Annotated in this window: 16 protein-coding genes; 9 read left to right on the plus strand and 7 right to left on the minus strand. The window is 65.7% G+C overall.

Going from position 1 to position 26445, the window contains the following annotated elements; all coding sequences use genetic code 11:
* Positions 1-11 precede the first annotated feature (11 nt).
* Both AC1RRC_RS02340 and AC1RRC_RS02345 read right to left on the minus strand, forming a co-directional pair.
* Positions 12-3173, minus strand: coding sequence for a TonB-dependent receptor (locus tag AC1RRC_RS02340; RefSeq protein ID WP_493053633.1), 3162 nt, complete (start codon positions 3171-3173; stop codon positions 12-14).
* Positions 3174-3222: 49 nt separating this feature from the next.
* Complete coding sequence (locus AC1RRC_RS02345) at positions 3223-4512, minus strand: hypothetical protein (RefSeq protein WP_493053634.1); 1290 nt, start codon at positions 4510-4512, stop codon at positions 3223-3225.
* Between the two features lie 499 nt (positions 4513-5011).
* Here AC1RRC_RS02345 and AC1RRC_RS02350 point away from each other — a divergent pair, with 499 nt between their 5' ends.
* Genes AC1RRC_RS02350 through AC1RRC_RS02365 form a run of 4 tightly spaced genes read left to right on the plus strand, consistent with a single transcriptional unit; the run spans position 5012 to position 9984 of the window.
* Positions 5012-6979 (plus strand): glycoside hydrolase family 97 protein, encoded by a 1968-nt coding sequence (locus tag AC1RRC_RS02350; protein WP_493053635.1) that lies wholly within the window; start codon positions 5012-5014, stop codon positions 6977-6979.
* Positions 6980-7000: 21 nt separating this feature from the next.
* A complete protein-coding gene (locus tag AC1RRC_RS02355; RefSeq protein WP_493053636.1) occupies positions 7001-8011 on the plus strand; it encodes a zinc-binding alcohol dehydrogenase family protein in 1011 nt (336 codons plus the stop codon).
* Entirely contained in the window at positions 8012-9157 is a 1146-nt protein-coding gene (locus AC1RRC_RS02360; protein WP_493053637.1) for a mannitol dehydrogenase family protein, read from the plus strand.
* Positions 9154-9984, plus strand: a complete 831-nt coding sequence (locus AC1RRC_RS02365) for an amidohydrolase family protein (protein ID WP_493053638.1) — start codon at positions 9154-9156, stop codon at positions 9982-9984. Before AC1RRC_RS02360 ends, AC1RRC_RS02365 begins: the two co-directional genes overlap by 4 nt.
* A 29-nt stretch (positions 9985-10013) precedes the next feature.
* On the opposite strand, the gene AC1RRC_RS02370 is transcribed toward AC1RRC_RS02365, so the two are convergent.
* Complete coding sequence (locus AC1RRC_RS02370; protein WP_493053639.1) at positions 10014-11018, minus strand: sugar kinase; 1005 nt, start codon at positions 11016-11018, stop codon at positions 10014-10016.
* Positions 11019-11210: 192 nt separating this feature from the next.
* Here AC1RRC_RS02370 and AC1RRC_RS02375 point away from each other — a divergent pair, with 192 nt between their 5' ends.
* The 3 genes from AC1RRC_RS02375 to AC1RRC_RS02385 all read left to right on the plus strand — a co-directional run bounded on the left by AC1RRC_RS02375 (position 11211) and on the right by AC1RRC_RS02385 (position 15146).
* Positions 11211-12656 carry an alpha-L-fucosidase gene (locus tag AC1RRC_RS02375; protein ID WP_493053640.1) on the plus strand — a complete coding sequence of 482 codons (1446 nt, stop codon included), beginning with the start codon at positions 11211-11213 and terminating at the stop codon, positions 12654-12656.
* 170 nt (positions 12657-12826) lie between these two features.
* Positions 12827-14155 (plus strand): GDSL-type esterase/lipase family protein, encoded by a 1329-nt coding sequence (locus tag AC1RRC_RS02380; RefSeq protein WP_493053641.1) that lies wholly within the window; start codon positions 12827-12829, stop codon positions 14153-14155.
* A 4-nt stretch (positions 14156-14159) separates the two neighbouring features.
* Complete coding sequence (locus AC1RRC_RS02385; protein WP_493053642.1) at positions 14160-15146, plus strand: alpha/beta hydrolase; 987 nt, start codon at positions 14160-14162, stop codon at positions 15144-15146.
* Between the two features lie 374 nt (positions 15147-15520).
* Here AC1RRC_RS02385 and AC1RRC_RS02390 read toward each other — a convergent pair whose 3' ends face one another.
* Positions 15521-17086 carry an alpha-L-fucosidase gene (locus AC1RRC_RS02390; RefSeq protein WP_493053643.1) on the minus strand — a complete coding sequence of 522 codons (1566 nt, stop codon included), beginning with the start codon at positions 17084-17086 and terminating at the stop codon, positions 15521-15523.
* A 217-nt stretch (positions 17087-17303) separates the two neighbouring features.
* Here AC1RRC_RS02390 and AC1RRC_RS02395 point away from each other — a divergent pair, with 217 nt between their 5' ends.
* Positions 17304-19997 carry a polysaccharide deacetylase family protein gene (locus tag AC1RRC_RS02395; protein ID WP_493053644.1) on the plus strand — a complete coding sequence of 898 codons (2694 nt, stop codon included), beginning with the start codon at positions 17304-17306 and terminating at the stop codon, positions 19995-19997.
* Between the two features lie 98 nt (positions 19998-20095).
* Here AC1RRC_RS02395 and AC1RRC_RS02400 read toward each other — a convergent pair whose 3' ends face one another.
* Positions 20096-22543 (minus strand): discoidin domain-containing protein, encoded by a 2448-nt coding sequence (locus AC1RRC_RS02400; RefSeq protein WP_493053645.1) that lies wholly within the window; start codon positions 22541-22543, stop codon positions 20096-20098.
* A 289-nt stretch (positions 22544-22832) separates the two neighbouring features.
* On the opposite strand from AC1RRC_RS02400, the gene AC1RRC_RS02405 reads away from it, so the two are divergent.
* Positions 22833-24212, plus strand: a complete 1380-nt coding sequence (locus tag AC1RRC_RS02405; protein ID WP_493053646.1) for a glycoside hydrolase family 27 protein — start codon at positions 22833-22835, stop codon at positions 24210-24212.
* A gap of 70 nt (positions 24213-24282) precedes the next feature.
* Here AC1RRC_RS02405 and AC1RRC_RS02410 read toward each other — a convergent pair whose 3' ends face one another.
* A complete protein-coding gene (locus AC1RRC_RS02410) occupies positions 24283-25725 on the minus strand; it encodes a polysaccharide deacetylase family protein (RefSeq protein WP_493053647.1) in 1443 nt (480 codons plus the stop codon).
* 85 nt (positions 25726-25810) lie between these two features.
* Positions 25811-26395: a PEP-CTERM sorting domain-containing protein gene (locus AC1RRC_RS02415; protein WP_493053648.1), complete on the minus strand. Its 585-nt coding sequence runs from the start codon at positions 26393-26395 to the stop codon at positions 25811-25813.
* Positions 26396-26445: the final 50 nt, after the last annotated feature.

The following is a 26445-nucleotide window of genomic DNA, read 5'->3' on the forward strand; positions in this document are numbered from 1 at the left end:
TGGAGCGCCGGTCAGAAGGTGTAACCCGCCTGCAACCGGAAGCTGCGGCCCGGATCGAACCACGAACGGCCCATGGCGCCCGGGGCTTGCTGGTTGGTTTGCTTGGTCACGGTCTTGGTCAGGTTGCTGACATTGAAGCTGGCGTAGAAGTGATCGTTGAAGCGGTAGCTGAGGCCCGCATCCCACTGGCCCACGGCCTCTTGCCAGACCGGAATCCCCCAGCCCACGTCCCTCGGCGCGACGCCGCCGTTGGCTGCGATACGCACCGGATCGGCGCTGGTGCCGTTGTTGCCGGACGCGCCGTACACGCCCGTTGCCAGCAACGTGCGGTCGCGCCAGCTGTACGCCAGGCGTGCCGAGATCGGTCCGCGGTCGTACATGAACGCGGTGTTGAAGGCGCGCTTGGACATGTAGGGCACCGGCAAATCCTTGAATGGCAAGCCGTTGGTGTCGCAACCGTACAGGGTTTCGCCGATCTTCAAGTCGCCGGCAGGGCAGTAAGCCAGCTTGAACGGGTGATACAGCTCTTGTTTGCCGTCGATGTAGGTGAAGTTCGCGGAAATACCGAAGCCCTTGGCCCAGTCAGGCAGGCGGTCCGACAGCCCTGGCAGCTTGTCCAGGTAGGTCGAGCCGGCCAGTTCGATACCGCCGAGCCAGAGCTTGGCCGCATTGGCCGGCCCGGTGATTTCGAATTCCTGCTCGCTGCCGGCCAGGGACTTGAAGGTACGGCGGTAAGTCTCGGACATGATGATGTCCTTGACTTTCTTGTAGAACAGCACGGCGGTCAGCGACTGGCCATTCTGCGGATACCATTCCAGCGACACGTCGAAGTTGTTGGCCTTGAGCGGCTTCAGCTTCACGTTGCCGTCGTTCTTGCCGAGGTAGGAGACCATGGCCACGTTCTTGCCAGTGGAGTCCATCGTGATTTTCTGCTCCAGCTTGATGTACTCCTGCATCTGGTCGAAGCCGGGACGCGAAATGCCCTGCGACGCGGCGAAACGCGCCTGCAGCTTGTCCGTCAGGTTGGCCTTCAGGTTCAGGCTGGGAATCACGTCGATATGGCTGTCCGTCAGGTCCAGCGGTTGATCGATGCTGTCGAAGCGCGGAACGCTGGGCGGTGTGGTATCGCCATAGGTTGGCTTGAACACGGTGTAACCGTGCGCCACCGTATCGGTCCGGATCGCGCGCACGCCTACATTGCCTTCCACCGGGAAGCGCCAGTCATCGAAGCCGAAGCGCACGGTGCCATGCAGGGCCTGGGTGCCTTCATTGTGCTTGCTGATGTATTTGGGGTCGTTGCTGAAACTGTCGCGCACCCAGTCGTTGCCAATCTTCGAGCAGTCAGCGCTGGTGCCCTTGATCAGGTTCGCGTCTTCACAGTTGTAGCGCAGCGCGGTCAGCAGCTTCTGGTAGGCGGCCGGCTTGTCCTGAATCAGGGCCCTGGTCGGTACCACGATGGTGGGCGGCGCCACCATCCTGCCGTTGAAGAAGTTGGGGAAGGTGAACGTTTCCACACTGCCCAGGGCCGCATAGCGCGGGTCGCTCAAGTAGCCGAAGTTACTGCGCTGCCAGCCCAGGTCGGAGACTTGCGGCAACTGGCCTGGCACTTTGGTGGATGCCACGCCCCATTCCTCGGAGTAGGATTTCCAGCCGGTGCCGGCGTTCTTGAATTTCGTCGACGTGCGGTCGGTCAGGCGCACGCCGAAGCGCACGTCGCGCAGCACTGGATGATCGAAGACGTACTTGGCGTCCACCTTCCATGCGTACATGTCGGCCTTGGCCTTGTTGACGTCGGGCTGCGAAATGCCCCAGAAGTAATTGCCTGGATTGGCCAGGAAATTGCGGGCCTTTTCGTCGAACACGAACGACGGCCGCCCGCCGGAAACGTCCACGCCCATGCTCGGCACGTAGGTGCCAAGGTTGATCATGCCGAAGTCGCCGGAGTTGGTGGAGTGTACCCACTGCAGGTCATTCTGGAGCGACCAGCTCTCATTGACTTGCCACTTGAAGTTCCAGGCCAGTTCGCGGGTGCGTCCGTGCACGTCGCTGTAATTGCGGGTGGTGCCCATGCTCAAGCCGCCCTCGGCGAACTGGTTGGCGCCCCGGCCGCCGATGGGATAGCTCAGCACGCCGGACTGGAACACGCCGTTGGCGTCATATTTCGCGTCCGTATACTTGGTCAGATAGGCGTCTTCGCCGCCGGTGAAGATACTATTGTCAAAGTTCGTTGAATGGAACCCGGAGTCGAAGTAGGTCAGCGACGATTCCTTGCCGTTCTTCTTCCATTGCAAGGCGCCATAGTAGCCCTTGCGCTCGGTTTCGCCATCGTTGCTGCCCCACGATGCGCCGACCGGCACCCATACGGTCTTGCCGGCAACGAGGTTGCTGCGCGGGTAGTAGACCGACTGGTTGATCGTGTCGTACCGGCTGGTGTTCCGGTTGAACGATACATCGACCAGTGCGCCAAACTCGCCGAAGTCGGTTTGCCAGCGATTGGAATACAGGGCGGAGAAGGCTGGCGAGCTCTTCTTGCCCAGCTCGGCATAGCTGTTCGACGCGGAGAGCGCGCCAAACTGGCCCTTGGTGTCGAACGGCAGGCGCGTGCGCAGGTTGACCTGGCCGCTGATGCCGCCCTCGATCAGTTCGGCGGACGGGTTCTTGAACACGTCCACACCCGACATCAGTTCCGGCGGAATGTCACCCCAGCTCAGTTCGCGCCCGGGCCAGCCGGCCGAGAAGGTTTCACGGCCGTTCAAGGTGGACGACCCCCAAGACAGGCCGCGCACCTGGATGCCCGAGCCTTCCACGTCGAAGCCCAGGCCGTTCGCGGCCAGGTTGGCGCCCGTGCGGCTGCGGTTGCGGTCCATGGTCACGCCCACGACACGCTGCAGCACTTCGGTGATCGACTTGTCCGGCAGCTTGCCGGCCTCGTCGGCCACGACCGAATCGACGATCAAGTCCGATTCCTGTTTGATTCTTTGCGCGGTTTCCATCTGCCGGCGCTGGCCCGTGACCACGACAACGTTGGTGCCATCCTTGGCGGCTGGTTCCGATCCCGAGGCCTCGGTCTGCGCATACGCGTTGCCGCACAACAGCGCGACCTGCGCGGCGGCAAACGCCAGCGCGGTCATCCTGATGTGCTTGCTGTTGGTGCTTGTCTCAATTCTCTTCATTATATTTGTCCTCTTGTAAATGCCTTGCTATCTGCCGGGCGGTCCGCCGTCACTGGAAGGTGATCGGGCCGGTCAGAACCAGCTGGGTCGGGTAGGTCGGTTTATCCAGCGGCGTGCTCGACACCGAGATGTTCATGCTGTCGGCGTTGAACGACACCTGCACAATTGGATAGTCCTGCAGTTCATACCAGGGATTGACATCTTTCAGTCCGCACGATTCCGCCACCGTCAGGTCGCGCAGGGACACGGTGTAGTCGGTGGCGTCGGTCGTGGCTGGCTTGATTGTCGAGCGCAGGGTCACGTTGCACGCATCCTTGCCGTCCTTGAGGGCAAAGTGGCCGAGAACCAGGTCGACGTTGATCTTGTTGTTGCCGGTCTTGATCCATTCCGCGTTTTGCGCAATGCGGAACTTCATGGTCGACTGGGAATCGATCCGCGCACCGGTGACCATCGGCCCGACCTTGGAGAGCTCCTTCAAACTGCCGGCCAGCACGTGCAGGCCATAGTAGCCGCCAATCCAGCTGCCGTCGTTGGGCTTGTCGAGCTTGGTATTGAAGGTGAAGCGCAGGTTGTTGCCGTCTTCGGACAGGACCTGGTCGCACCAGCCGTTGCACCACCAGCCGTTCAGGTTGACGCCGGCGTAGCCGTTGACGGCGCCTTCCTCCTTGGTGGTCGAGGCATCCTTGAAACCGGAGAAATGCGTCAGCACCGGCGCCTTTTCGGTGCCGACCGGAATCTTCTTGGTCATCGTCGCGGTTGCGAAAATGTCGCCGCCTTCGGACTTGGCCGTGACGGTGCACAGCCCGTTGGCGACCTTGGTCAGGGTGCTGCCGCTGACCGTGCACACCGCGGGCGTGGTGGTTTCAAACGTGACGGGCCGGTCCAGGTCGGAGACGGCGGCCAGCGCAACCGGCTGCCCATCGAGCGCCTGCGCGCCCGGGTTGCGGAAGGAAACCATATGCGGCCGTTTTGGAATCACGAACAGCTGGCGCTGCGAGGCCGGTGCATAATCTTCAAAACCGGCCTGGGTGGCCGTCACGGAACACTCGCCAGCCTTCAACAGCGACAGCGTGTCGCCATTGATGGCGCAGACGTCCGGTGTATGCGACGTGTAGGTGACCGGGCCGCCGGAGCTGGCCGTGGCCCTCAGTTTGGTCGTTGCCACGGCGGGCGGTATGGCCACCTCAGGCCCGCCAGGGAATGGGAAGGAAATCGACTGTACCGCGCCGCCGCTGCCACTGCCGCCCTTGTCTCCGCCGCCACCGCCGCAAGCGCTCAGTAGCGCGACGCAGGCCAGTCCGACCGCTGTCAGCTGGAATCGCACCGTTGGTCTCCTCATGATTTGTTCCTTTCTGTAGTGTTATTAGTGTGCCGCCGGGTCTTGCAACGATGGCCTGGCATGACGACGGGCGGCAAGTTGAAGATTGGCAATCTCTATCTTGCAAGTTCCGGCGCCACGCGGCAATTGCGATATTCACTAATCCGGCAAGTGAAATTTCGCATCGACTCACAGTGTCTTTAATAGGTAGGATACCAACGGTCTTGTTCATGCCGGATGCTGTGAAATTTCGTATGCCGTCATGGCGGTTTTTGTAATTGCAATGGGGCTGGCGATGCTCGCACAATGTGTTCATCGTGCGGTGCAAACTGGACTAATTGCATGTCTTAAATTTATAATGGACAATGTAGGCCATGCAAGGCGCGGCGCATGGGCGGCATCGGCGACGCCGCGGCCGGCGCATGTATACAACGACACGATTTTCCTGCGGCATCCTTATTACCGGCTGCGATTATCCGATCGACGGCGGCTTTATGACACTGAACTCGCGGACCACACCATGACGAAGAAACCCCTGTTGACCGCCGTGGCGGTCGCCGCCGCGCTGAGCCAGCCGGTATTGCAGCCGGCTTGGGCCGCGCCGGCGCCCGCCACCATTGTTTCGCCGGACGGCAAGATCGCCGTCCGCATCGACGCCGACGCCAGCCGCTATACCGTGACGCGCGGCGGCGAAGCCGTGCTTGCGCCGTCCGCGCTGGGCCTGGAACTGGACGGCGCCCCGGCGCTGGAAGGCCTGGCGCTGGAAAAGCGCAGCGATGTGCGGGTGGACCGCACCATCGCACTGGTGGCCACCAAGGCCGCATCGGCGCGCGACCATTACCGGGGCGCCACGCTGGCGTTCCGCGAGCGCGCAGGCGGCAAGCGCCGCCTGCTGCTCGACGTGCGCGCCTATAACGAAGGGGTGGCGTTCCGCTACCGCCTGGACGACGCGGCGCCGGTGCGCCTGCGCGGCGAACGCACCACGTTCGTCCCGGCCGGCGATCCAGAATGCCTGGTGTCGGTGGCCGACGGCGCGCACGAAGTCGGGTTCGACCCCATGAAAGTGTCGCACATGCGGACCGGCCAGGGCTATGACGTGCCGGTGGTGTGCGGCACGCCGTCCGGGCGCACCGCGTACGCCATCACGCAAGCGCACCTGGCCGGCTACGCCGGCGCATCGCTGTGGCGCGACGGCGATGCGCTGAAGGTGCGGCTGTCGGCGCCGCCCAAGCGGCCCGCGCTGGCGGTCGATTCGCCGTCCGGGCTGACCACCGCGTGGCGCGTGGTCATGATGGGCGACCGTGCCGGCGACCTGATCGCCTCGCACCTGGTCGGCAACCTGAACCCGGCGCCGGCCGGCGATTTCAGCTGGGTCAAGCCCGGCAAGGCCGCATGGGACTGGTGGTCCGGCCCACTGGAGGGCATGAAGCCGGACATGGGCAGCTATAAACGCTTCATCGATTTTGCCGCCGCCGCCGGCCTGCCGTATTACCTGATCGATGCGGGCTGGGCCAAGGGCGCCAACAACGAGGGGTGGCTGGCGCGGCCGGAGACCGATATCACCCGCGCGGCGGACGGTATCGACATGCCGGAACTGGTGCGCTATGCGGCGGCCAAGGGCGTCGGCTTGATGCTGTGGGCGCACTGGGAACATGTGGCGCAGCGCATGGACGAGGTGCTCGACACCTATGCGCGCTGGGGCATCAAGGGCGTCAAGATCGATTTCATGAACCGCGACGACCAGGAAGTGGTCGGCTTCTACCAGCGTGTCGCCGCCGCCACCGCGCAGCGCCGCCTGTTGCTGGACCTGCACGGCGCCTATGTGCCGGACGGGCTGCAGCGCACTTATCCGAATTTCATTACCCAGGAAGGCGTGCGCGGCGCGGAGTGGAACAAGATGGACAAGTCGATCACGCCGCGCCACAACCTGATGCTGCCGTATACCCGCATGCTGGCCGGCCCGATCGACTACACGCCGGGCGGCTTCCGCAACGGCACGCCGGCCGGCTTCACGGTGCGCGCCGAGATGCCGCTTACGCAATCGACGCGCGGCCAGGCACTGGCCATGTACGTGGTGTACGACAGCCCGCTGCAAATGGTGTCGGACGACCCGAAAGCGTACCATGGCGGCGCCGGCTTCGATGCCGGCTTCGATTTCATCCAGCGGGTGCCGACCGCGTGGGATGAAACGCGCTTTGTGTCCGGCACGCCGGGCCGGGACATCGTGCTGGCGCGCCGCCAGGGCGGTAACTGGTACCTCGGCGCCATGACGGCCGACGAGGCCGGCCGCGACGAGCCGGTGCCGCTGCGCTTCCTGCCCACCGGCCGTTACCGCGCCACCGTGTGGGAAGACGGCGCCACGCCGAACGAGGTGCGGCGTGTGCAACGCGAAGTCACGTCCGCCGACACGCTGCCGCTGCGCATGGCGCCGGCCGGCGGCGCCGCCGTGATCCTCGAACCGATTCCGGCCACCGCCAGGAATCATTAAAACAATGCAAGGACAACTTTGATGAAAACAGTGGTATGCCAATCCCCCGGCGAGTTGCGCATGTGCGAAGCGCCCATTCCCGTGCCGGCGCCGGGCGAAGTCTTGATCCGGGTGCGCCGCATCGGCCTGTGCGGCACGGACATGCACATTTTCCGGGGCACCCAGCCCTTCCTGCAGTATCCGCGTGTGATGGGGCATGAGTTGTCCGGTGAAGTGGTCAGCGCGCCCGAAGGCGCCGGGCTGGCGCCGGGCGACCCGGTATACGTGATGCCTTACCTGTCGTGCGGGCGCTGTGTCGCCTGCCGCCAGGGCAAGACCAATTGCTGCACCCATATCCAGGTGCTGGGCGTGCACCGCGACGGCGGCATGGCGGAATACCTGGCGCTGCCGGCGCAATTCGTCTTCAAGACCGACGGCATTTCGCTGGACCAGGCCGCGATGCTGGAATTCCTCGCGATCGGCGCGCACGCGGTGCGCCGTGGCGCGGTGAAGGCGGGACAGCGCGTGCTGGTGGTGGGCGCCGGTCCGATCGGGCTGGCCGTGATGCTGTTTTCGCGCCTGCAAGGGGCGCAAGTGACGGTGCTCGATACCCGCGCCGACCGGCTGCAATTCAGCAGCGACGTGCTGAAAGTGGCGCACACGGTGGAAGCGAAGGACGGCGATAAGGAAGCGCTGGCGAAACTGACCGACGGCGAATTCTTCGACGTGGTGTTCGACGCCACCGGCAACGTGAAAGCCATGGAACGCGGCCTGGAATTCGTTGCGCACGCGGGCACCTACGTGCTGGTGTCGATCGTGCTGGACCGCATTTCGTTTGCCGACCCGGAATTCCACAAGCGCGAAACCAGCCTGCTGGGCAGCCGCAACGCCACCGCCGACGATTTCCGCACCGTGTTGGCGGCCATGAAGGCGGGCCAGGTGCCGACCGGTTTGATGAACACCCACCGCACCACCCTGGACGAATTCATTGGCGTGCTGCCACAATGGATGGACCCCGCCAGCGGCGTCATCAAAGCCATCGTCGAGGTGTAAGTGCATCCTATCCTTCAATTCGGCACCAGCCGTTTCCTGCAGGCGCACGTTGACCTGTTCGTCAGCGAAGCGCTGGCGGCAGGGAACGCGCTGGGCCATATCACCATCGTGCAAACCACCGGCAGCGCCGACAGCGCGCGCCGCGTGGCGGCGTTCCGGCAGGGGGGCGGTTATCCCGTGATCGTGCGCGGCTGGCAAAACGGCGCCGCGTATGAGCGCGAACAACGCGTCACGTCGGTGGCCCACGCGCTGCGGGCGGACCAGGATTGGCCGCAAGTGGTGGAAGCGGCCGAGGCCGCGCAAGTCATCGTGTCCAATACCGGCGACCGGGGGTATGAGCTGGACCCTTACGACAACCCGATGCTGCTGGAAACCTGGCGCGCGCCGCGCAGTTTCCCCGCCAAGCTGCTGGTGCTGCTGCATGGGCGGTTTTTGCGCGGCGCGGCGCCGGTGACCCTGATGCCGTGCGAGCTGGTCGCCAACAACGGCAGCGTGCTGCGCGACGCCGTGCTGGGACTGGCGCGTAACTGGCGCATGGATGGCGCTTTCGTGGCCTACCTCGAACACAGCTGCGTGTGGGTGAATTCGCTGGTCGACCGTATCGTGTCGCAGGCGCTGGAGCCGGCGGGCGCGGTGGCCGAGCCGTATGCCTTGTGGGCGATCGAGGCCCAGCCCGGCATGGTGCTGCCTTGCCGCCATCCGTGCATGGTGGTGACGGAGCGGCTGGAACCGTACGAGCGGCGCAAGCTGCTGATGCTGAATCTGGGCCACACCTTCCTGGCGGAGCAGTGGCTGCGCGGCGGCCGCCTGGCCGACGAAACCGTGCGGCAGGCGATGGCCGACCCGGCGCTGGGCGGCGTGCTGGAGCAGGTGTGGGACGAGGAAGTCTTGCCGCTGTTCGCGGCCCTGGGTGAGGGCGAGCCCGGCCGTGCTTACCGGGCTGAGGTCCGGGACCGTTTCAACAATCCCTACGTGGCCCACCGCCTGTCCGATATCGCGCAAAACCACGACGAGAAAAAACGCCGCCGCCTGTTGCCGGCGCTGCAACTGGCTGCCGAGCTGGGCCTGGACTTGCCGCAGGTGCGCTTGCGCGCCGCGCTGGGCGCCGCGGATCACGGAACGCCGCCGATGGCGAGGAGGGCATGATGCGGATCGATGCACACCAACACTTTTGGCAATTGGCCGCGCGCGCGGGTTCCTGGCCGCCGCCGGAACTGGCGCCGATCTACCGCGATTTTTATCCGGAAGATTTGTCGGGCCTGTTGCAGCAACACGGCATTGCCGCCACCGTCCTGGTGCAGTCGATGCCGAACGAGGACGATACCCGTTTCATGCTGGAGCTGGCGGACCGCCACGCCTTCATCGGTGCGGTGGTCGGCTGGGCCGACCTGAAGGCGGCCGATGCGCCCCGGCGCATTGCCGCGCTGGCCGCGCATCCGAAGTTGCGCGGCTTGCGGCCGATGCTGCAAGACCTCGGGGATGACCGCTGGATCGACGATGCGGCGCTGGCGCCGGCCGTGGCGGCGATGCTGGAACATGGCTTGTGCTTCGACGCACTGGTATTGCCGCGCCATTTGCCGGCGCTGCTGGCGTTCGCGCAGCGCTATCCGCGATTACCAGTGGTGATCGACCACCTGGCCAAGCCGGCCATGGACGGCGAGCCGGCCGCGCAATGGCTGAATGATCTGGATCGCCTGGCGGCGCTGCCGAACGTCCATTGCAAGCTGTCCGGCATGGTCACCGAGGCCGGCCCTGGTTGGACCACCAGCCAGTTGCGGCCCTATGCGCACCACATCCTCGACGTGTTCGGGCCGGGGCGCGTGATGTGGGGCAGCGACTGGCCGGTGATCCTGCTGGCGGCCGGTTATGGCGACTGGATCAGGGCCAGCGAAGCGCTGCTGGCGCACTTGCCCGAGGCGCAGCGGCAGGCCGTGTTCGGCCTGAATGCGCAGCGGTTCTACGGCATCGGGTAAGGCGTGGCGCCGTCAGGCGCCGCGAGGATTCAGCGCCGCACGTCCAGTCCCCCGGTGCACGCGGCCAGGACCTGCGCTTCGCTGGCGAGGTTGAAGTCGCCGGTGATCGAGTGCTTGGCCACGGCCGCCGCCAGGCCGAATGCGAGCGCCTGTTCTTCGTCCCATTCGCGCAGCAAGCCATGCAGCAGGCCTGCGGCAAAGGCGTCGCCGGTGCCGATGCGGTCGACGATGCCGTGCAGGGCGTGGCCGGGCGCGGCAATGGCGCCGGCGCGCGTGTGCAGGGTTGCCGCCAGTTCGTGGTGATCGTTGCTGTGCTGGGTGCGGATGGTGGCGGCGACCCGCTGCAGTTGCGGGAAGGCTTCGAAGGCGGCGGCCATGGCGTCGGCGCGGCTGCCCCGCGCCAGTTCCGGACGCCGCAGCACCAGCGCCATGTCGCGCTGGTCGGCAAACGCCAGGTCGGCGTGGCGCATCAGTTCGTGCAGGACGGTGGCGCCGTCGCTGCCCTGGCGGGCCCACATCGTGGCCCGGTAGTTGCCGTCGAACGACACCTTGACGCCCAGGGCGCGCGCCGCGCGCACGGCGTCCAGCGCCGCCTGCGCGCCACGTTCACCCACCGCCGGCGTGACGCCCGACACGTGCAGCCAATCGGCGCCGGCCAGCAGGGCCGGCCAGTCATAGGTGGCCGGATCGGTTTGTGCGAACACGGAGCCTTCGCGGTCGTACACGATTTCCGACGGACGCAGCACCGCGCCCGGTGTCAGGAAATACAGCCCGATGCGGCCGGGCGCGAAGTGGATGGCGCCGGTATCGACGCCATGCGCACGCACGCCGTCACGCACGGCTTCACCGAGCGCATTGGCGGGCAGCGCGCTGGCCAGCGACACGCGGTGGCCGAAGCGCGCCAGCGACACGGCAACGTTGGCTTCCGCGCCGCCGATGCAGACATCGAGGCGCGGTGTTTGCAGCAGCAATTCGCCGGCAGGGGACGACATGCGCAACAGTAATTCGCCGAAGCAGACAAGTTCAGGTTTCATGAGGAGCATTTTGCGGGCCGCACCCGGCGTGCGCAACGGTGAAAACAACCAGTGCCCCCAATGAAAAACGCCAACCGGGCCGCGCAAGGGGCCTGATCCGGCGCGGAAATTTCATTGGTCCGGCTGGCGGTTTTTGGAATTGTCCACGCCGTGCCGCGCCGGCACAATCCCTCCAACAAGGAGACGATTCCGATGAAAACACGATTTTCCCCATTGGCGGCGCTGGCGTCCGCCACGCTGCTGGCCGCCGCGCTGACGGTTCCCGCGCCCGAGGCGGCCGGGCAAGGCTTGCCGGCGCCGGCCATGGCCGCGCCGGAACGCGGCATCGCGCGGCTGCCTGGCGAAGATCCGGCCGCGCGCATCCAGTGGTGGCGCGGCGCGCGCTTCGGCATGTTCATCCACTGGGGCCTGTACGCGATCCCGGGGCGCGGCGAATGGGTGCAGTGGGACCAGCAGATCCCGGTCAAGGAATACGCGAAACTGGCGGACCAGTTCAAGCCGTCCAAGGCCAACGTTGATACCTGGGCCGAAGTCGCCAAGGCGGCCGGCATGAAATACACGGTGCTGACGGCGCGCCACCATGACGGCTTTGCGCTGTTCGACGACGGCGCCAATCCGTTCACCACCACCACCACGGCGGCGCGCCGCGATTTCGTGGCCGATTACGTGACGGCGGTGCGTAAGGCCGGCCTCGGCGTCGGTCTGTATTATTCTCCGCTCGACTGGCGCTTCCCCGGCTATTTCTTCCCCGACTTGCAGCGCGACAGCGCGGAAGCCATGCGCGAGCAGTACCACCGCCAGGTGGAAAAGCTGATGTCCGATTACGGCAAGATCGATGTGCTGTGGTTCGACGGCGGCGAGACCGGCTGGCTCAATTTCGGCGCCGACTGGAAGGATGCGGGGACGTTCCCCAAATGGGTGGCGCGTCCGTATGGCCAGCACTACAAGGGGGGCTTCAGCTGGCAGCACGAACAAATGTATCCGAAGATCCGCCGCCTGCAGCCGCAAGTGTTGATGAATGGCCGCGCCGACATGCCGGAGGATTTCCGTTCGCGCGAGGGCGACGGCGCGCTGGGCGACTTCGACAACCAGCATCCGTGGGAATTGTGCACCACCATTGCCGGCGCCTGGGGTTACCAGCCGGATGCGCAGGTCAAGCCGCTCAAGCATTACATCCAGCTGCTGGCCAATGTCGCGGGGCGCGATGGCAACCTGCTGCTCAACGTCGGCCCCGGTCCCGATGGCGCGATCGATCCGTCGCAGGTGGCGCGCCTGCGCGACATCGGCGCCTGGCTCGGCAAGAACGGCGAGAGCATCTATGAGACGCGCGGCGGCCCGTTCCTGCCGGCCGGCTATGGCGCATCGACCCATCGCGGCAACACCATTTATCTGCACGTGCTGAACTGGCAAAACGACAAACTGGCGCTGCCGCCGATTCCGGCCAGGGTGCTGCGCGCGTCGGTGCTGGGCGGCGCGAAGGCCGGCGTCACGCAAACCGCGCAAGGCATCGAAGTCACGGTGCCGCCGGCGGCGCGCAACGACATCGACACCGTGATTGCGCTGGAAGTCGATACGCCGGCCGCCTCGATCAAGCCGGTGCGCGTCGCCGCCCCGGGCGCGCGGCAAGCCGGTATCTGAGCCCGCATCCGAGCCCGCATCTTGGCCCATCGCTGAGCCCGTACCTGATGGCGTCCGCCGGCGGCTGCATGGCGGACGGCCGCGTGGTGTGGCACTGGCCGCCCGGATCCCGATGCCGTGGGCGCCGCCGCACCGCGCAATCATTGTCAACCAGACCAACCCGAACCCTCATGAACCAACGTATTTACCGTATCACAGTCCCGCTGCTGGCCGCCGCCTTGTCGGCGGCGGTGTTTTCCGCGCATGCGGCCGGCGACGCCGGCATGGCACTGTATGCCGGCAAGCCGCCGCCGTCGTGGCAAGTCAAGGTCTCTGGTTTCGAGGGGCCGGAACAAGTCTTGCGGGGGGAGTCGCTGACCATGCCCAAGCCGGCCGATATGCAGGCGCCCAACAGCACGGTGGCGGCCGGCGCCGGCACGGTTGCCGGCAAGCCCGGCGCGCTGACCCTGCGCTGGAAAGACGTGTGGCACGCCGGCCTGCGGCTCGATGGCGGGCCGGCGCTCGACTTGCGGCCCTATGCCGCCGAAGGCACGCTGGAATTCGACATCAACGTGGCCGACCTGGCCGATGGCGGCATCTATTTTACGATGCGCTGCGGCCCCGAATGTAACCGCAAAGTGCCTTACGTGCTGCCCGGCCGCGCGCTGCAGGGCAAGGGTTGGCAACACCTGTCGTTCGCGCTGTCCTGCTTTGCGCGCGAAGACGACGACTTTGGCAAGGTGGGCATGCCGTTCGCGCTGGAAGGCAATGGCAGTGGCGAAGTCTCGGTGGCCAACGTGCGCCTGGCAAAACGCGGCAAACCGAATGCCGAATGTCCCGACCCGCGCACCGTGGCCAGCACGCCGGCGATCCTGGGCCATGCGTGGGCGCTGGGCCGGTGGGAAGCGCGCCACCAGCAAAAGCTCGAGGACATCCGCAAGCTGAAGGCTGCCGGCAAATCCCCGCAACTGGTCTTCATCGGCGACTCCATCACCGAAGGCTGGGAAACGACGGGCTTGCCGGTATGGAAGCGCTACTACGAGCAATATAACGCCGTGGGACTGGGCTTTGGCGGCGACCACACGGAAAATGTGCTGTGGCGCCTGCAGCATGGCGAAGTGGACGGCATCGCGCCGAAAGTCGCCGTGCTGATGATCGGCACCAACAATACCGGCGACCGCCAGGACGACCCGAAAGTCACGGCGGCCGGCGTCAAGGCCATCCTCAAGGAGCTGCGCACGCGCCTGCCGCGCACCAAGGTGCTGCTGCTGGCCGTGTTCCCGCGCGAGGAACAGCCATCGGCCTACCTGCGCCGCCTCAACGAGAGCGTCAACGCACTGATCGGCGGTTATGCGGACGGGCGCAACGTGTTTTTTGCCAATATCAATGCCGCCCTGGTGAATCCGGACGGCACGCTGTCGCGCGACGTCATGCCCGATTTGCTGCACCTGTCGGAAAAAGGCTATGAGATCTGGGCGCGCACCTTGGAGCCCGGCTTGAAAAAACTGTTATCGGAGTAAAACTATGAAGAACTTGATGACCGGGGCCGCCATCGGTCGCAGGGCCCTGTGCGTCGCCACCGGGGCATTGCTGGCCGGTTGCGCCGCAACCGGACCGGGAACCGCCCCCGCAACCGCCCCCGTTACCGTGCCTGCAACCTTGCCCGCATCCGTGCTCGCGACTGAGCCCGTCACTGCCGAAACCGCCGGCGCCAACTTTGCCCGGCCGGTGGTGCTGGCGCAAGATGACGTGCGTGCCGTCGCCGCGCCGCCGGCCGGCTTCGACACGGCGCGGCCCGGTGTGGCCCTGGGCGCGGTGACGGAATTCACCTATCACTCGGCCGTCACGGGCAGGGAGCGCAACGCCAAGGTGTACCTGCCGCCCGGCTACGACCCGCAGCGGCGTTATCCGGTGCTGTACCTGTTGCACGGCATCGGCGGCAATGAGCACGAATGGCATTGGTATGTGCGCGCGCCCGCCGTGCTCGACAACCTGATGGCGGACGGCAAAGTGGCGCCGATGATCGTGATCATGCCGAACGGCCGTGCACTGGCCGATGACCGCGCGCCGCCGCCCGAACGGACGTTTACGCCGGAAAACGCCAGCGGTTTCGCCTTGTTCGAACAGGATTTGCTGGCATCGCTGATCCCGGCCGTCGAGCGGCGCTACCCAGTCATGGCGGGGCGCGAACAGCGCGCCATTGCCGGTCTGTCGATGGGGGGAGGGCAGGCGCTCAACTTCGGTCTGGGCCATCCGGACACGTTTGGCTCGGTGGCGGGATTTTCCGCCGCACCCAACACCAATCCCGCCAGGATCGCCGCGCCGGCACGGCTGCTGTATCTGTCGTGCGGCAACAAGGATGGCCTGATCAACGTCTCACAGGACTTGCACCGGCGCCTGCGCCAGCAGGGCGTGCCGCACGTGTGGCACGTCGACGGCTATGGCCACGACCGCGAGAGCTGGGCGGAAAACTTGTACCACTTCGCGCAACTGCTGTTCCGGCCCTCCTGAGGCGGAACGCGGCTATGTCATCGCAAATCGTGGAAGACGCTGGCTGTAGGGCGGCATTGACGGGGACGCCAAGTCAATGCCGCCATGCCCGCACAACGGTACTGCCCGCGCTGGCGGCGGCGCATGCATGGCGGCCTCGTAGAGTCCGCCCTACAGTGGGAGCACTCCACGACTCCCGGTGACATAGCTTTGATTTTTGATGTCGTCGCGGAACTGCGCCGAAGCACGTCGCGCCGATGCGCCCGCGACCGGCGGGCAGGGCTCCGACCCATGGCCTGGCCCGCAGAGATACCAAAGGACGTCGTGTGGTTTTCACCTAACACTGACTCCGCCTGAAACCCCGGCCTCCGAAGGCCGGGGTTTCACGGTGCGGCCTAGAAAACGATGCGGAAGCTGGACGCCATCTTGCTCGGCAGGCTGGCCGGCAATTCGATCGTCAGCGCGTCGTCGGTCTGTTTCCAGCGCAGCGGCGCGGTGCTGCCCAGCAAGGTGACGGCTTTCACGGGACGCGGCTCCAGTCCGGCCTTGCGGCCCAGCGATGCGATGCGCACCGCCTTGTCGGGCGTGCCCAGTGTGATGGCGTACAGTGCGCCGCCTTTCGCGGTGAAGCGGATGTCTTGCGGGGTATAGGCGGTGTTTTCCTGGAAATGGCCGGAGGCGGCTTTGGTTGGACCCTCGCCGAAGACTTTCCACGGCCGGGTGCCGTAGATCGCGTCGCTGTTGACGCCCATCCATTCGGCCATCTCTTGCAGGAACTGCATCGGCTCGGGCGGCAGGCTGCCGTCCGGGTACTGGACCACGTTCAGCAGCAGGTTGCCGTTCTTGCTGACGATATCGGCCAGCATGTGGACCACCTCTGTCGTGCTCTTGTACTTGTAGCCGTCGCTGTAGAACCAGTCGCCGATCGACGTATCGGTTTGCCACGGCAACGGATTGATGCCGTCCATCACGCCGCGTTCGACATCCTGCACGCCGGCTTCGCGGATGAATTCGCCGGAGCCGATTTCCTTGTGGTTGTACACCGCTTCCAGTTTGCCGCCATGGCGGGCGATGCTGTCGTTGTAGTAATTGGCCACCAGCGTCTGGCCAACCTTGCCGAAAGGAAGGCCGCCGTCCGTATACAGCAGGTCCGGCTGGTAGCGCGTCAACAGGTCGGTGATGCGGTTGTACCACTCCTGCTGGAAGCGGGTATCGGTGGTATACCAGGTGGCGGAACCACGGTAGGGCTGGTTGTGGGCGCGATGATACAGCGACGCGTACTTCGGGTCGTCGCCGTCATAGGCCGCGCCCAGCACCGGCCACACTTCGTCATAACCATGGCTGGGGGTGAACCAGCCATAGCTGGCGCCCAGGTGTTCCGATACGCCGAAGCGCAGGCCGGCCTTTTGCGCGGCTTGCTTCCAGTCGCCGACGATGTCGCGTTTCGGTCCCATCTTCACGGCGTTCCATGGGTGGTGGCGCGAATCCCACAGGTCGAAATTGTCGTGGTGCACGCCCATGCTGACGAAGTAGCGCGCGCCGGCCTTCTTGTACAGCGCCATCAGGGCTTCCGGATCGAATTTTTCCGCCTTCCACAAGGGGATGATGTCCTTGTAGCCGTGTTTGGACGGGTGGCCGTACTTTTCCAGGTGATGCTTGTACTGGCCGGTGCCATAGATATACATGTTGCGCGCATACCAGTCGCCGGCGCGCGGCACCGCTTGCGGGCCCCAGTGCGACCAGATGCCGAACTTGGCGTCGCGGAACCAGTCGGGCGTCCGGTAGGTCTTGAGCGATCCCGGTTCCGCCTGGAACGGCCCGGGAACGGTGTTCATTTGCACCGGCGCCTGATCGGCAAGCGCGGCGGTTGCATTCGGTACCGCGTGGACGGGCTGCATGGCCAGGGGCAGGGCGAGGACGGGGGCGGCAAGCGCGTACAGCGCGGCACGGCGGGTAGGCATCGGTGGTCTCCAGGGTAGTCATGACAAATGTCTGTAATATATTATGAACAATTGACTGCCCGGGCAAGCCATGACGGCGGCTTTGGCGGGCGGGTGCGAAATATCGTTGACCGGTTTGACAGCTTTCACAATTGTCATGCGATTGGCGCCGCTTGCACAATGGCCGTGACTTGGTCCGCCCTTCGCCGGACCTCCGCCCTTGACAGGTAGCCCAGGAATGATGCCCCGAACGACAACACACGACACCCTTTCCCAACGACCAGGTTTCCGCCATTCGCTGGCGCGGCGCGCGCTGCTTGCCGGATTCGGCGCATGGGCATTTGCCAACGCCCCGGCGTGCGCCGCCGCGCAGGCCCCGGCCTTTGCCGGCATATTCGGCGACCACGCCGTGCTGCAGCGCGACCAGCCGGTCGCGGTCTGGGGTACGGCCCCGGCCCATGCCGGGGTGACGGTCAAGTTAAACGGCCATACGGTGCAGGCCACGGCCGACGGCGGCGGGAAGTGGCGGATGCAGCTGCCGGCCATGGCGGCCGGCGGCCCCCATGTCCTGAGCGTCAGCGCGGACGGAAAGACCACGGCGTTGAACGACATCCTGGTCGGCGACGTGTTCCTGTGCGGGGGGCAGTCGAACATGGAGCTGGCCATGGCCATCGCGACCAATGCGCCGATGGACATTGCCTATGGCGGCAACCACAATCTCCGCTTCGTCAACATCGCCCGCGAGACGTCGGCGCTGCGCCAGGACGAATACCGGACCGCGCCGCAATGGCAGGTGACGGGACCGCAAACCACCGGCCAGGCGTCGGCCGTCTGCTTCCACATGGCGCGTGCGCTGCAGCGCCAGTACAACGTGCCGGTCGGTTTCGTCAACGCCAGCTGGGGTGGCAGTTCGATCCAGAGCTGGATCAGCGGCCCGTCGCTGCGCAAGCTGCCTGCATATGGCCGGGGTCTGGACGTGCTGGACACTTATGCTGCCGACGCGGCGGCCGGGGCGCGCGCCGAGGAAGCCCGCCAGGAAGCGTGGTGGGACAAGCTTGATCCGCAGGCCGCCGCGCAGCGCGCCTGGTCGCGGCCCGCGTTCAACGACGCCGGCTGGCCCGGCATAGAGCCTGGCGGACGCTGGGGCGATTCCGGCATCGCCGCGCTGAAGGACCATCGCGGCGTGGTCTGGTTCCGCAATACGGTGGAGCTGAACGCGCGGCAGGCCGAAACGGCCAGTCACCTGCTGCTGGGTCCCATCGCCATGTCCGACACCGCCTGGGTCAACGGCGTACGGGTCGGCTCCGGCAACACGTCGTGGGCGGGCCGCGAATATGCCGTGCCGAAAGGCGTGCTGAAGCCGGGCAGGAACGTCATCGCGCTGCGCGTGCTGGGCGATGACCACGGCGGCGGCCTGCTGGCGCCGGCCGGCGAGCGCGCGCTGCGCGGCGCGGACGGCGCCCGGATCGCGTTGCCTGCGCGCTGGAAGTACCAGCTCGGCTCGCGTGTCAGCGCCGTGCAGGAACAGGCGCCGTGGGAGCCGCCGGGCAGCCTGTCCACGCTGTACAACGGCATGATCGCGCCGCTGCGCGGGTATAAATTCAAGCTGGCGGCGTGGTACCAGGGCGAAGCCAACGCCGGCGCCGCCCAGGAATACCGAACCTTGCTGCCGATGCTGTTTGCCGACTGGCGCCAGACCCTTGCCCAGCCGGACTTGCCGTTCATGGTGGCGCAACTGACGGCGTTCGGATCGGTCGCGACCAAACCGGGGCAATCGTCGTGGGCGGAATTGCGCCAGGCACAAACGGCGGCGGTGCGCGCCGATGCGCATGCCGGACTGGCGGTGACGTTCGACTTTGGCGACCGTTCCGACATCCACCCGGCCCAGAAGAAAATCGTCGGCGAGCGCCTGGCCCGCGCGGCCCGGGCCGTCGCCTACGGCGAGAAAATCACGCCCGGCGGACCGGAAGCGGTGTCGGCCACCCGCAGCGGCGGCGATATCGTGATCCGCTTTGCCAACACCAATGGCGGGCTGCGCACGTATTCGTCGGACATGGCGATCGGGTTCGAAGTGTGCGAACAGGAAGAGTGCCGCTATGCGCCTGCAGCGGTGGAGGGCGATACGGTCCGGCTGAAAGGCGCCGCCACGGCGCGCGCCGCCAAAGTGCGTTATGCCTGGGCCGACGCGCCTTACGTCAACCTGTTCAGCGCGGACGACCTGCCAGCCAACGGTTTCGAGCTGAACCTTGCCGCCGAAAGCGCGTGCGCGCCGGACGCGCTGGGCACGGCCCGCACCCTGACCCTCAAGCGCGAATACGCGCGCTACGGCACGGTGCAGTATGGCGCCCTGCCGTTGCAAAAGGGCGAGGTGGCGCTGACGTTCGACGACGGCCCCAACCCCGATACCCTGGACCGGGTGCTCGCTACGCTGGCGTCGCAATGCGTGAAAGCCACGTTTTTCATGACCGGCGTTAACTTGTCCAAGCATCCCGAGCTGGGGCGGCGCGTGGCCGCGGCCGGCCATACCCCGGCGCTGCACAGCTTTGCGCATCCGCCGCTGAAATCCATGACGCCGGCGGCCCAGCTGGCCGACCTGGAGCAGGGGATACAGGCCTTCATGGCCACCTTTGGCACGGCGCCGGCGGCATACCGCTTCCCGTTCCTCGAAGAGACGCCCGCGATCCTGGCCGCGCTCGAACAGCGCAAGATCACGGTGGCGTCGACCGATCTCGGCATCGAGGACTACATGCCGAACGACCAGCGCACCGAGTCGCTGGTGGGACGCATGGCGGCGCGCCTGAAGGGCGGCGAAGGCGGCATCGTCTTGATGCACGATGCGAACTGGCCCACGGCGGAAGCGTTGCCGGCGTTACTCAAGACCATCAAGGACAGCGGCTACAAGGTCGTGCACCTGCGCTGGGACGAACGTTGAATGCCTTGCGCGTTGCGCCGTATGGGCGCCCTGGGCCCGCGCTTGCCCAGGGGCCCTGTTGTGCACGTACACCCGACGTCAATCGGGTGCCGGGTTCATTACGGCCTGGAAGCGAATAGTCCCAATTCGGCGAGATCCGTAAAGGTGCTGTCGCCATTATTGGCGGTGATGTTGAGCCGGTAGTAGCGATAGGCGGCCGGACTCGCGATCACGTAGCTTTTTAGCTGGTAGCGGCCGGTGAACGCCTGGTTGCTTTGCGTGTCGAGCGTGGTCCAGGTGACGCCATCGCCGGAGCCCTGGAACTGCCAGTCCTTCGGTTCGCGCGGAACCTTGTCGTTGGAGCTGACGACAGTGTAGCGCTGCACCGTCTCCGTGTGGCCGAGGTCATACCGTAGCCAGCCCGTCACTCCCGTATGGAACCATTGCGAAGCCGAGTTCTGGTCGAAGGCGCGCCGGGCGTTGCCCGGGTTGTTCGCACTGTCATTGGCGGTGCCGCCGGTGGCGATATTCACCAGCGGATGTTCCGGTGTGGCGCTGTCCTCTGGTGAGTTGGCGCTCGCGCCGGCGGCGTTGGCCGCCGTGACGGTGTAGTAATAGGTGGTGCCATTGGTCACCGAGGTGTCCGTGTAGCTGCCGCCCGTGACGTCCATCGCGATGGTCGAGTAGGGGCCGCCGCTGGAGGTGGCGCGCATGACCGTGTAGCTGGCGGCGCCGAAGGATTGCTGCCAGCGCAGCGGGACGGCGCCATCGCCCGGCGAAGCCTGCAGCGTTGCGGGCGCGGCCGGAATGGCGCTTGGCGCGCCACCGTCGCCGCCGGTGATCTGGACGTTGCTGAAGGTGGAGGTATTGAGCGTGCCGTTGGCGTGCGAGACCACCAGCAGGCCGGCATAAATCGTGTCGGGAAGCGGACCGTCGATGCGGCCGACGTCGGTGGCGGCCCAGTTGGTGCCATCGGGAGAAATATAACCGGTGATCATGTTGCCGATGCGCTCCAGCTTGACCCAGTACGAAGGCGTGGAGCTGGCGATGGACAAGGCCTTGTTGCCGTAGTTGGCGCCGCCGTATACCGAGAGGTTCGGCATGTTCTGCTCGGCCTTGATCTGGTTGGTGACGAGCATCGTGGCGCGCGGGGCGCCTTGGCCAAGGCCGGTGCGCATCATCACGCCCGCCTTGGCGTACAGGCTGGTGTTCTGGATCGTCTCGACCTTCGCGATGATGGCGCCGTCGCCGGTGAGGGCCTGGTAGGCGTAGTGGCCGCTGTCGCTCGTGCCCCAGCTGTCGGCGCCGGCGCCCGTCACGGTCCATTTGCCGTCGGCCGAGTAGGAGGACGTGCCGGTCGGAATGGCGCCGCCGATATCGATATTGCTCAAGCCCGAGGTGATCGAGGTGGTGGCGGGAATCGGGAGTGCCGGCGCGGGCGCCGCGGTGGAGGCATCGGTGTCCTTCAGGAACATGAAGCTGCCGCTGTCCACCGGCATCCACAGGCGCCGTTGCGCGATAAAGGGCGCCTGCATGCCCTTGCGGGTGGCATAGGCGTTATAAATCTGGTTGAGCGGAATGTTCCCGCCGCCGCCGCCCGACCACCCGCGGTTGGTATTGTCGGCGGTGTAGTAGGCATCGGTGGTGCCAAAGGGAAGGGCGGTCGTGGGCGCCAGCTCATTGACCCGCGCAAAATATTCGCCCGCCGCCAGCAGGCGGTTGTCGAAGTCGGAATAAACGTCGATGCCCTGTTTCCAGAGCGCCTCGGCGAGCATGGTCAGGGACTTGAGTTGCCCATGGGCGTGCCCCTGGTCGCGCAGGGAGTCGCCGAGCATGCCGATGTCGTTGGAACTGCGCAAGCCGATGTGGGCCAGCGTGCGGGTCTGGTACACGACCTGGTCCAGCGTTTCGGCGTCGTCGTTGAAGATGGCCATCAAGCCGAGCGCGTTCAGGGCCAGCGCGCCCTTGTTGGCGGCGCCGAACATGTTTTCGCCATAAGGGTTCGATGCCGGCATCAGGACATTCTTGAAATAGTTCTTCACCACGGCCGTGTCGCTGTCCGTCCAACCCGGCCATGCGCCGCGCAGGATGTCCGCGCCGCCCACGAACATGTACGCGTAGTCGCCCAGGTCGAGCATCGACTCCCTGCCCGAGAACGTGGTTTGGGTGGTGGCCCACGCCAGCAGGATCTCGCGCGCCTTGATGGCGTAAGCGTCATTGCGCGTGAAGTGCCACATCCGCGAGAGATTCCATATCGCGACCATGTCGTTGCGCCATGGCCAGAGATTCACGTCGGGGCTGCGGCTGACCGTCGCGTACGGCCCCGCCATGACGTAGGTGGTCTTGGCCTTGCCGTCGTTTGCCAGTTGGTCGTAGGCGGACTTCCATGGCTCTTTGCCTTGATCGACGTAGGCTTTGAGCGTGTTGAGGTCCGCGAGGGTGAGTGGCGCGCCTGGATGCGTGAAAACGGTGGACTCCGCGGCGGCGCTGTAACCGGGCAGCACCGCTGAGCTCAGAAGGAGCACCGCGGCAGCCAGTTCCGTCTTGAAGGTTTTTCGAATTTCCATAGACCATACTCCAGAGTGAGGTTTCATTGGTAAAGGCCGCCGTGCGGCCGAGAGAAATATTAATGAAATATGCACGATACATTAACGACGTGCCAGGGGAGTCTAAATGGAATAGTTGCCGTGCGTCAATAAAAATAGCGGCTCGTTGATCGGCATTGCACGCCCTGCCGCCGGGTGTGAAATATCGTTCGCCGATCTGAGCGTTTTTGCAATTGCCGCCCCCTCGCGGTTGCACCCACAATCGTGCGCACGACTTGCCCGCCTATCGATACGAAATGGAGTGACACTGATGACCGATTTACCCCGCCGCCGCTTATTGACCACCTCACTGGCCACCTCGCTGGCCACCGCGGCCGCCACCGTTTTGCCTGGCGCGGCGGTTGCGGCTGCGCCCAACGCCGCCGGCCGCAAGCCGCTGGCGCCCACCCCGCCGATGGGCTGGAACAGCTGGAACTCGTTCGGCCCCACCATCACCGAAGCCCAGGCAGTGGAAAACGCGCGGATCATGGCGCAAAAACTGCTGCCGTCCGGCTATGACGTCTTTACCGTCGACATCCAGTGGTATGAACCCAAGGCCGACAGCTATACCTACCGCAAGGATGCCGAACTGACGATGGATGCGTATGGCCGCCTGCTGCCGGCGCCGAACCGCTTCCCGTCCGCCGCAAACGGCAAAGGCTTCAAGGCCCTGGCCGACCAGGTCCACCGCATGGGCATGAAATTCGGCATCCACCTGATGCGCGGCATTCCGCGCCAGGCGGTGCGGATGAATACGCCGATCCTCGGGACCAACCTGCGCGCGCAGGACATTGCCGACACCGGTTCCATGTGCGAATGGAACGGCGACATGTACGGCGTCGATATGCGCAAGCCGGGTGCGCAGCAGTATTACGATTCAGTGTTCAAGCTGTATGCATCGTGGGGTGTGGACTTCATCAAGATGGATGACATGTCGCGTCCCTACGACAAGTACTGGCCCGAGGTGGAAGCGGCCCATAAAGCCATCGCGGCGTCCGGCCGCGCCATCACGCTGAGCCTGTCGCCCGGCGAAATGGACCTCAAGTGGGCGCTGCACGTGCCGCACTACGCGCAGATGTGGCGCATCTCGGACGACTTCTGGGATGAATGGAAATTGTTGAACGAACAGTTCCAGCGCCTGGAAAACTGGAATCCCGTGCTGGGCGCCGATTCCTGGCCGGACGCCGACATGCTGCCGCTGGGCCGCCTGGCGCTGGGCGAGCGTAATACGAAGTTCACGCCGGATGAACAGCAAACCCTGATGACCTTGTGGAGCATTGCGCGCTCGCCGCTGATCATGGGCGGCGACTTGCGGCACCTCGATGCGCCGACCCTGGCCTTGCTGACCAATCCGGAAGTGCTGGCGGTGAACCAGAAAAGCCACGACAACCGTCCGCACCGGGTGGACGCGGGGACACGCATCTGGAGCGCCCGGCCGAACGGGGCCGGCGCCGGGGTGTACTACCTGGCGCTGTTCAATACCGAAGACAAGCCGGTGGACATCGCTTTTGACTTGTCGCGCCTGAACCTGGGCAACAAGACCGTGGCAGTGCGCGACCTGTGGGCGCGCCAGGACCGCGCGCCGGCGCGCGGCGTGATCCGCCAGGCGCTGGCGCCGCATGCGTCGGCGCTGTTGCGGGTGACGGCGTGACGCCGTAGGCATGGTTCAACCAAAAAACGGAGGCCGTTGGCCTCCGTTTTTTGTGGGCGGCGCAAGAACGTTATTGCTTCCAGCTCAGTGATTGCGCATCCAGCGACACTTCATAGTAGCCACGGCGGTCCCAGGTCAGCGGGGCGCCGTTCTGCGACAGCGTGCCGCCGTCCACCACCACCCGCAGCTTGCGGCCCTGCGGGAAGTTGGCCGGCAGCGTCCAGCGCCAGGTGGTCACGCCGCCGCTGGCGGTGGGTGTTGCCTCCTTCAGCAATTGCTGGCCGCGCCAGTAGGCGCCGATGTTGACGACGCTGTCCATCCATACCGTGCCGAGCGATTTCGCGTAGGCCATGTTGCCGGTAATGACCCCGATGTCTTCGCCGCCGCCCCAGTTCTGCGTGGTCGGCAAGAGCGTGTGGAACAGGTACATCATCCACCGGCCCTGGCCGAGGGCGTTGTCCACGGCGGTGTTGAACGTGGGCAGCGGGTCGCCGCCCGGAGACGTCGGATCGCCGGGGAAACCGATCACCGGCAGGTTTTGCGCATCGCTCACGGTGCCGGGCGCGACCATGCCGGGCCACACGCCGCGCGAGACCAGGAAGCGCGATGCGGCCGCCGCCTTGTAGTCGGTGTCGCCGAACGGGTAGGCGGCGGTCCAGACCCCGGGCTGTCCGGTCTTGGCGCGGATGTAGTCGCTGGTGTCGTCGAACTCGGCCCCGGCGCTGCCCAGGCCGGCGGGGCAGGTGCCGGCATTGTTGTCGGTCAGCTCCGCGGCCCGGCAGTGGTGGGTGGTGTGGTTGCCGATCTCGGAACCTTGCGCGACGGCGTCTTTCCAGGTGGCGTCGAAGCCGGGATACCAGGCGCCGACCGTGGGGTTGATGTAGTAGGTGACGCGCACGCGCTGGGCCTTGAGCGCCGGATAGTGATCGATATGGGACGGTTGCGCATCGTCGAAGGTGTAGGACATGGCGGCCTTGAATCCGGCCCAGTCGAGCACGCGCAGCCCCGGCAGACCCGCGCTGCCCGCGGGACGGGCCACCTCGCGCGGCGCCAGGGGCAGCGGCAGGGCTGCCGCGCCGCCATCGTTCCATGGCAACACCCGCACCTTCAGCGGGGTCTGCGTACTGCGATGGCCGTCGCTGACCTGCACGATGAGATCATAATCGTTGAGCACGTCGGCGTCACCGGGGCGCGCGGTGTCGGGCGCCTGGCGGAACGACAGGGCGCCCGTCGCGGGATCGATAGTGAAGCGCGCCGCATCGCTGCCGGACACGGACCACGTGGCGCTGCGTCCGGCCGATACGGTGGCCGACGGCAACAGGAAGGCCGCAGTCAGGCCTTCGTGGACGCTCAGGCTTGCCGGCAGTGTCAGGACGGGCGCCGGCGAGGGGGCGCCGGCGGCGCTGGGGTGCGAGCCGGCATTGTTGCTGGCGCCACTGCCCCCGCTGCAGCCTGCAAGCAGCGCCGCCAGCAGGGCCGGGATGACGGAATGGATGTGGTGTTTCCTGTTCAAATTAACTCCTCAAAGAATGCATGATGGTGTTCGATGTGCCGGCATGGCAAAGCGCGTCCGCCGGCACTGGCTTGTTTGCCGGTCATCAGCCTCGGCGGCGGCGCGCCAGGGCGGCGGCGGCCACGCCGGCCAGCATCAGCGATACCGTGCCCGGCAGCGGTACGGCGCCCGATGCCGCTTCCACCACGTCGACATTGTCGAGCTGGTTATAGGCGCCCGAGCTGAAGCGCAGTTCCGTGATGCCGGTCAGCGCCGTGGCCCATGTGCCCGCATCCTGAATCGATCCCAGCAACGCGCCGTCGGCCCACACGGAGCTGCCGTCCATGTAGTAGTCGAAGCTGTTCAGGTCGAACTTGCCGCCGCCGGCCCGGGTCAGGGTCACGAAGGTGTCGGCGCCGTTGTCGAGACCGTCGTGCCAGTTATAGGTCTGCGGTTCGAACGTGCCGGTGCCGATGTTCGCCGCGCCGGCCTCGGCGTTGGGTGCGTGCAGGGTCCACTGGAAGCCCGATTCCACGTAGGTCAGGTTGCTGCCGTCGTAAGCCATGTCGGCGGCCAGCGGGAAGCCGCTGCCGTACATCATTTCGGTCAGGCCGTCGAAGCTCAGGACGGTGGCGTTGGCGCTGCCGGCGGCCACCAGGGCGAGGGCGGCGAAGAGGGTCTTGCATTTCATGATCAAACTCCGGAAATAGTCGATACCGCCGGCGTCATCGATGTCGCCGG

This window comes from Pseudoduganella sp. GW821-FHT12E03 (genome assembly GCF_058807115.1).

What these genes read in the sequence shown, in the direction of transcription:
- AC1RRC_RS02340 (WP_493053633.1), bottom strand. Translation starts at nt 3,173, where the DNA reads ATGAAGAGAATTGAGACAAGCACCAACAGCAAGCACATCAGGATGACC.
- AC1RRC_RS02345 (WP_493053634.1), bottom strand. Translation starts at nt 4,512, where the DNA reads ATGAGGAGACCAACGGTGCGATTCCAGCTGACAGCGGTCGGACTGGCC.
- AC1RRC_RS02350 (WP_493053635.1), top strand. Translation starts at nt 5,012, where the DNA reads ATGACGAAGAAACCCCTGTTGACCGCCGTGGCGGTCGCCGCCGCGCTG.
- AC1RRC_RS02355 (WP_493053636.1), top strand. Translation starts at nt 7,001, where the DNA reads ATGAAAACAGTGGTATGCCAATCCCCCGGCGAGTTGCGCATGTGCGAA.
- AC1RRC_RS02365 (WP_493053638.1), top strand. Translation starts at nt 9,154, where the DNA reads ATGATGCGGATCGATGCACACCAACACTTTTGGCAATTGGCCGCGCGC.
- AC1RRC_RS02370 (WP_493053639.1), bottom strand. Translation starts at nt 11,018, where the DNA reads ATGAAACCTGAACTTGTCTGCTTCGGCGAATTACTGTTGCGCATGTCG.
- AC1RRC_RS02375 (WP_493053640.1), top strand. Translation starts at nt 11,211, where the DNA reads ATGAAAACACGATTTTCCCCATTGGCGGCGCTGGCGTCCGCCACGCTG.
- AC1RRC_RS02380 (WP_493053641.1), top strand. Translation starts at nt 12,827, where the DNA reads ATGAACCAACGTATTTACCGTATCACAGTCCCGCTGCTGGCCGCCGCC.
- AC1RRC_RS02385 (WP_493053642.1), top strand. Translation starts at nt 14,160, where the DNA reads ATGAAGAACTTGATGACCGGGGCCGCCATCGGTCGCAGGGCCCTGTGC.
- AC1RRC_RS02390 (WP_493053643.1), bottom strand. Translation starts at nt 17,086, where the DNA reads ATGCCTACCCGCCGTGCCGCGCTGTACGCGCTTGCCGCCCCCGTCCTC.
- AC1RRC_RS02395 (WP_493053644.1), top strand. Translation starts at nt 17,304, where the DNA reads ATGATGCCCCGAACGACAACACACGACACCCTTTCCCAACGACCAGGT.
- AC1RRC_RS02400 (WP_493053645.1), bottom strand. Translation starts at nt 22,543, where the DNA reads ATGGAAATTCGAAAAACCTTCAAGACGGAACTGGCTGCCGCGGTGCTC.
- AC1RRC_RS02405 (WP_493053646.1), top strand. Translation starts at nt 22,833, where the DNA reads ATGACCGATTTACCCCGCCGCCGCTTATTGACCACCTCACTGGCCACC.
- AC1RRC_RS02415 (WP_493053648.1), bottom strand. Translation starts at nt 26,395, where the DNA reads ATGAAATGCAAGACCCTCTTCGCCGCCCTCGCCCTGGTGGCCGCCGGC.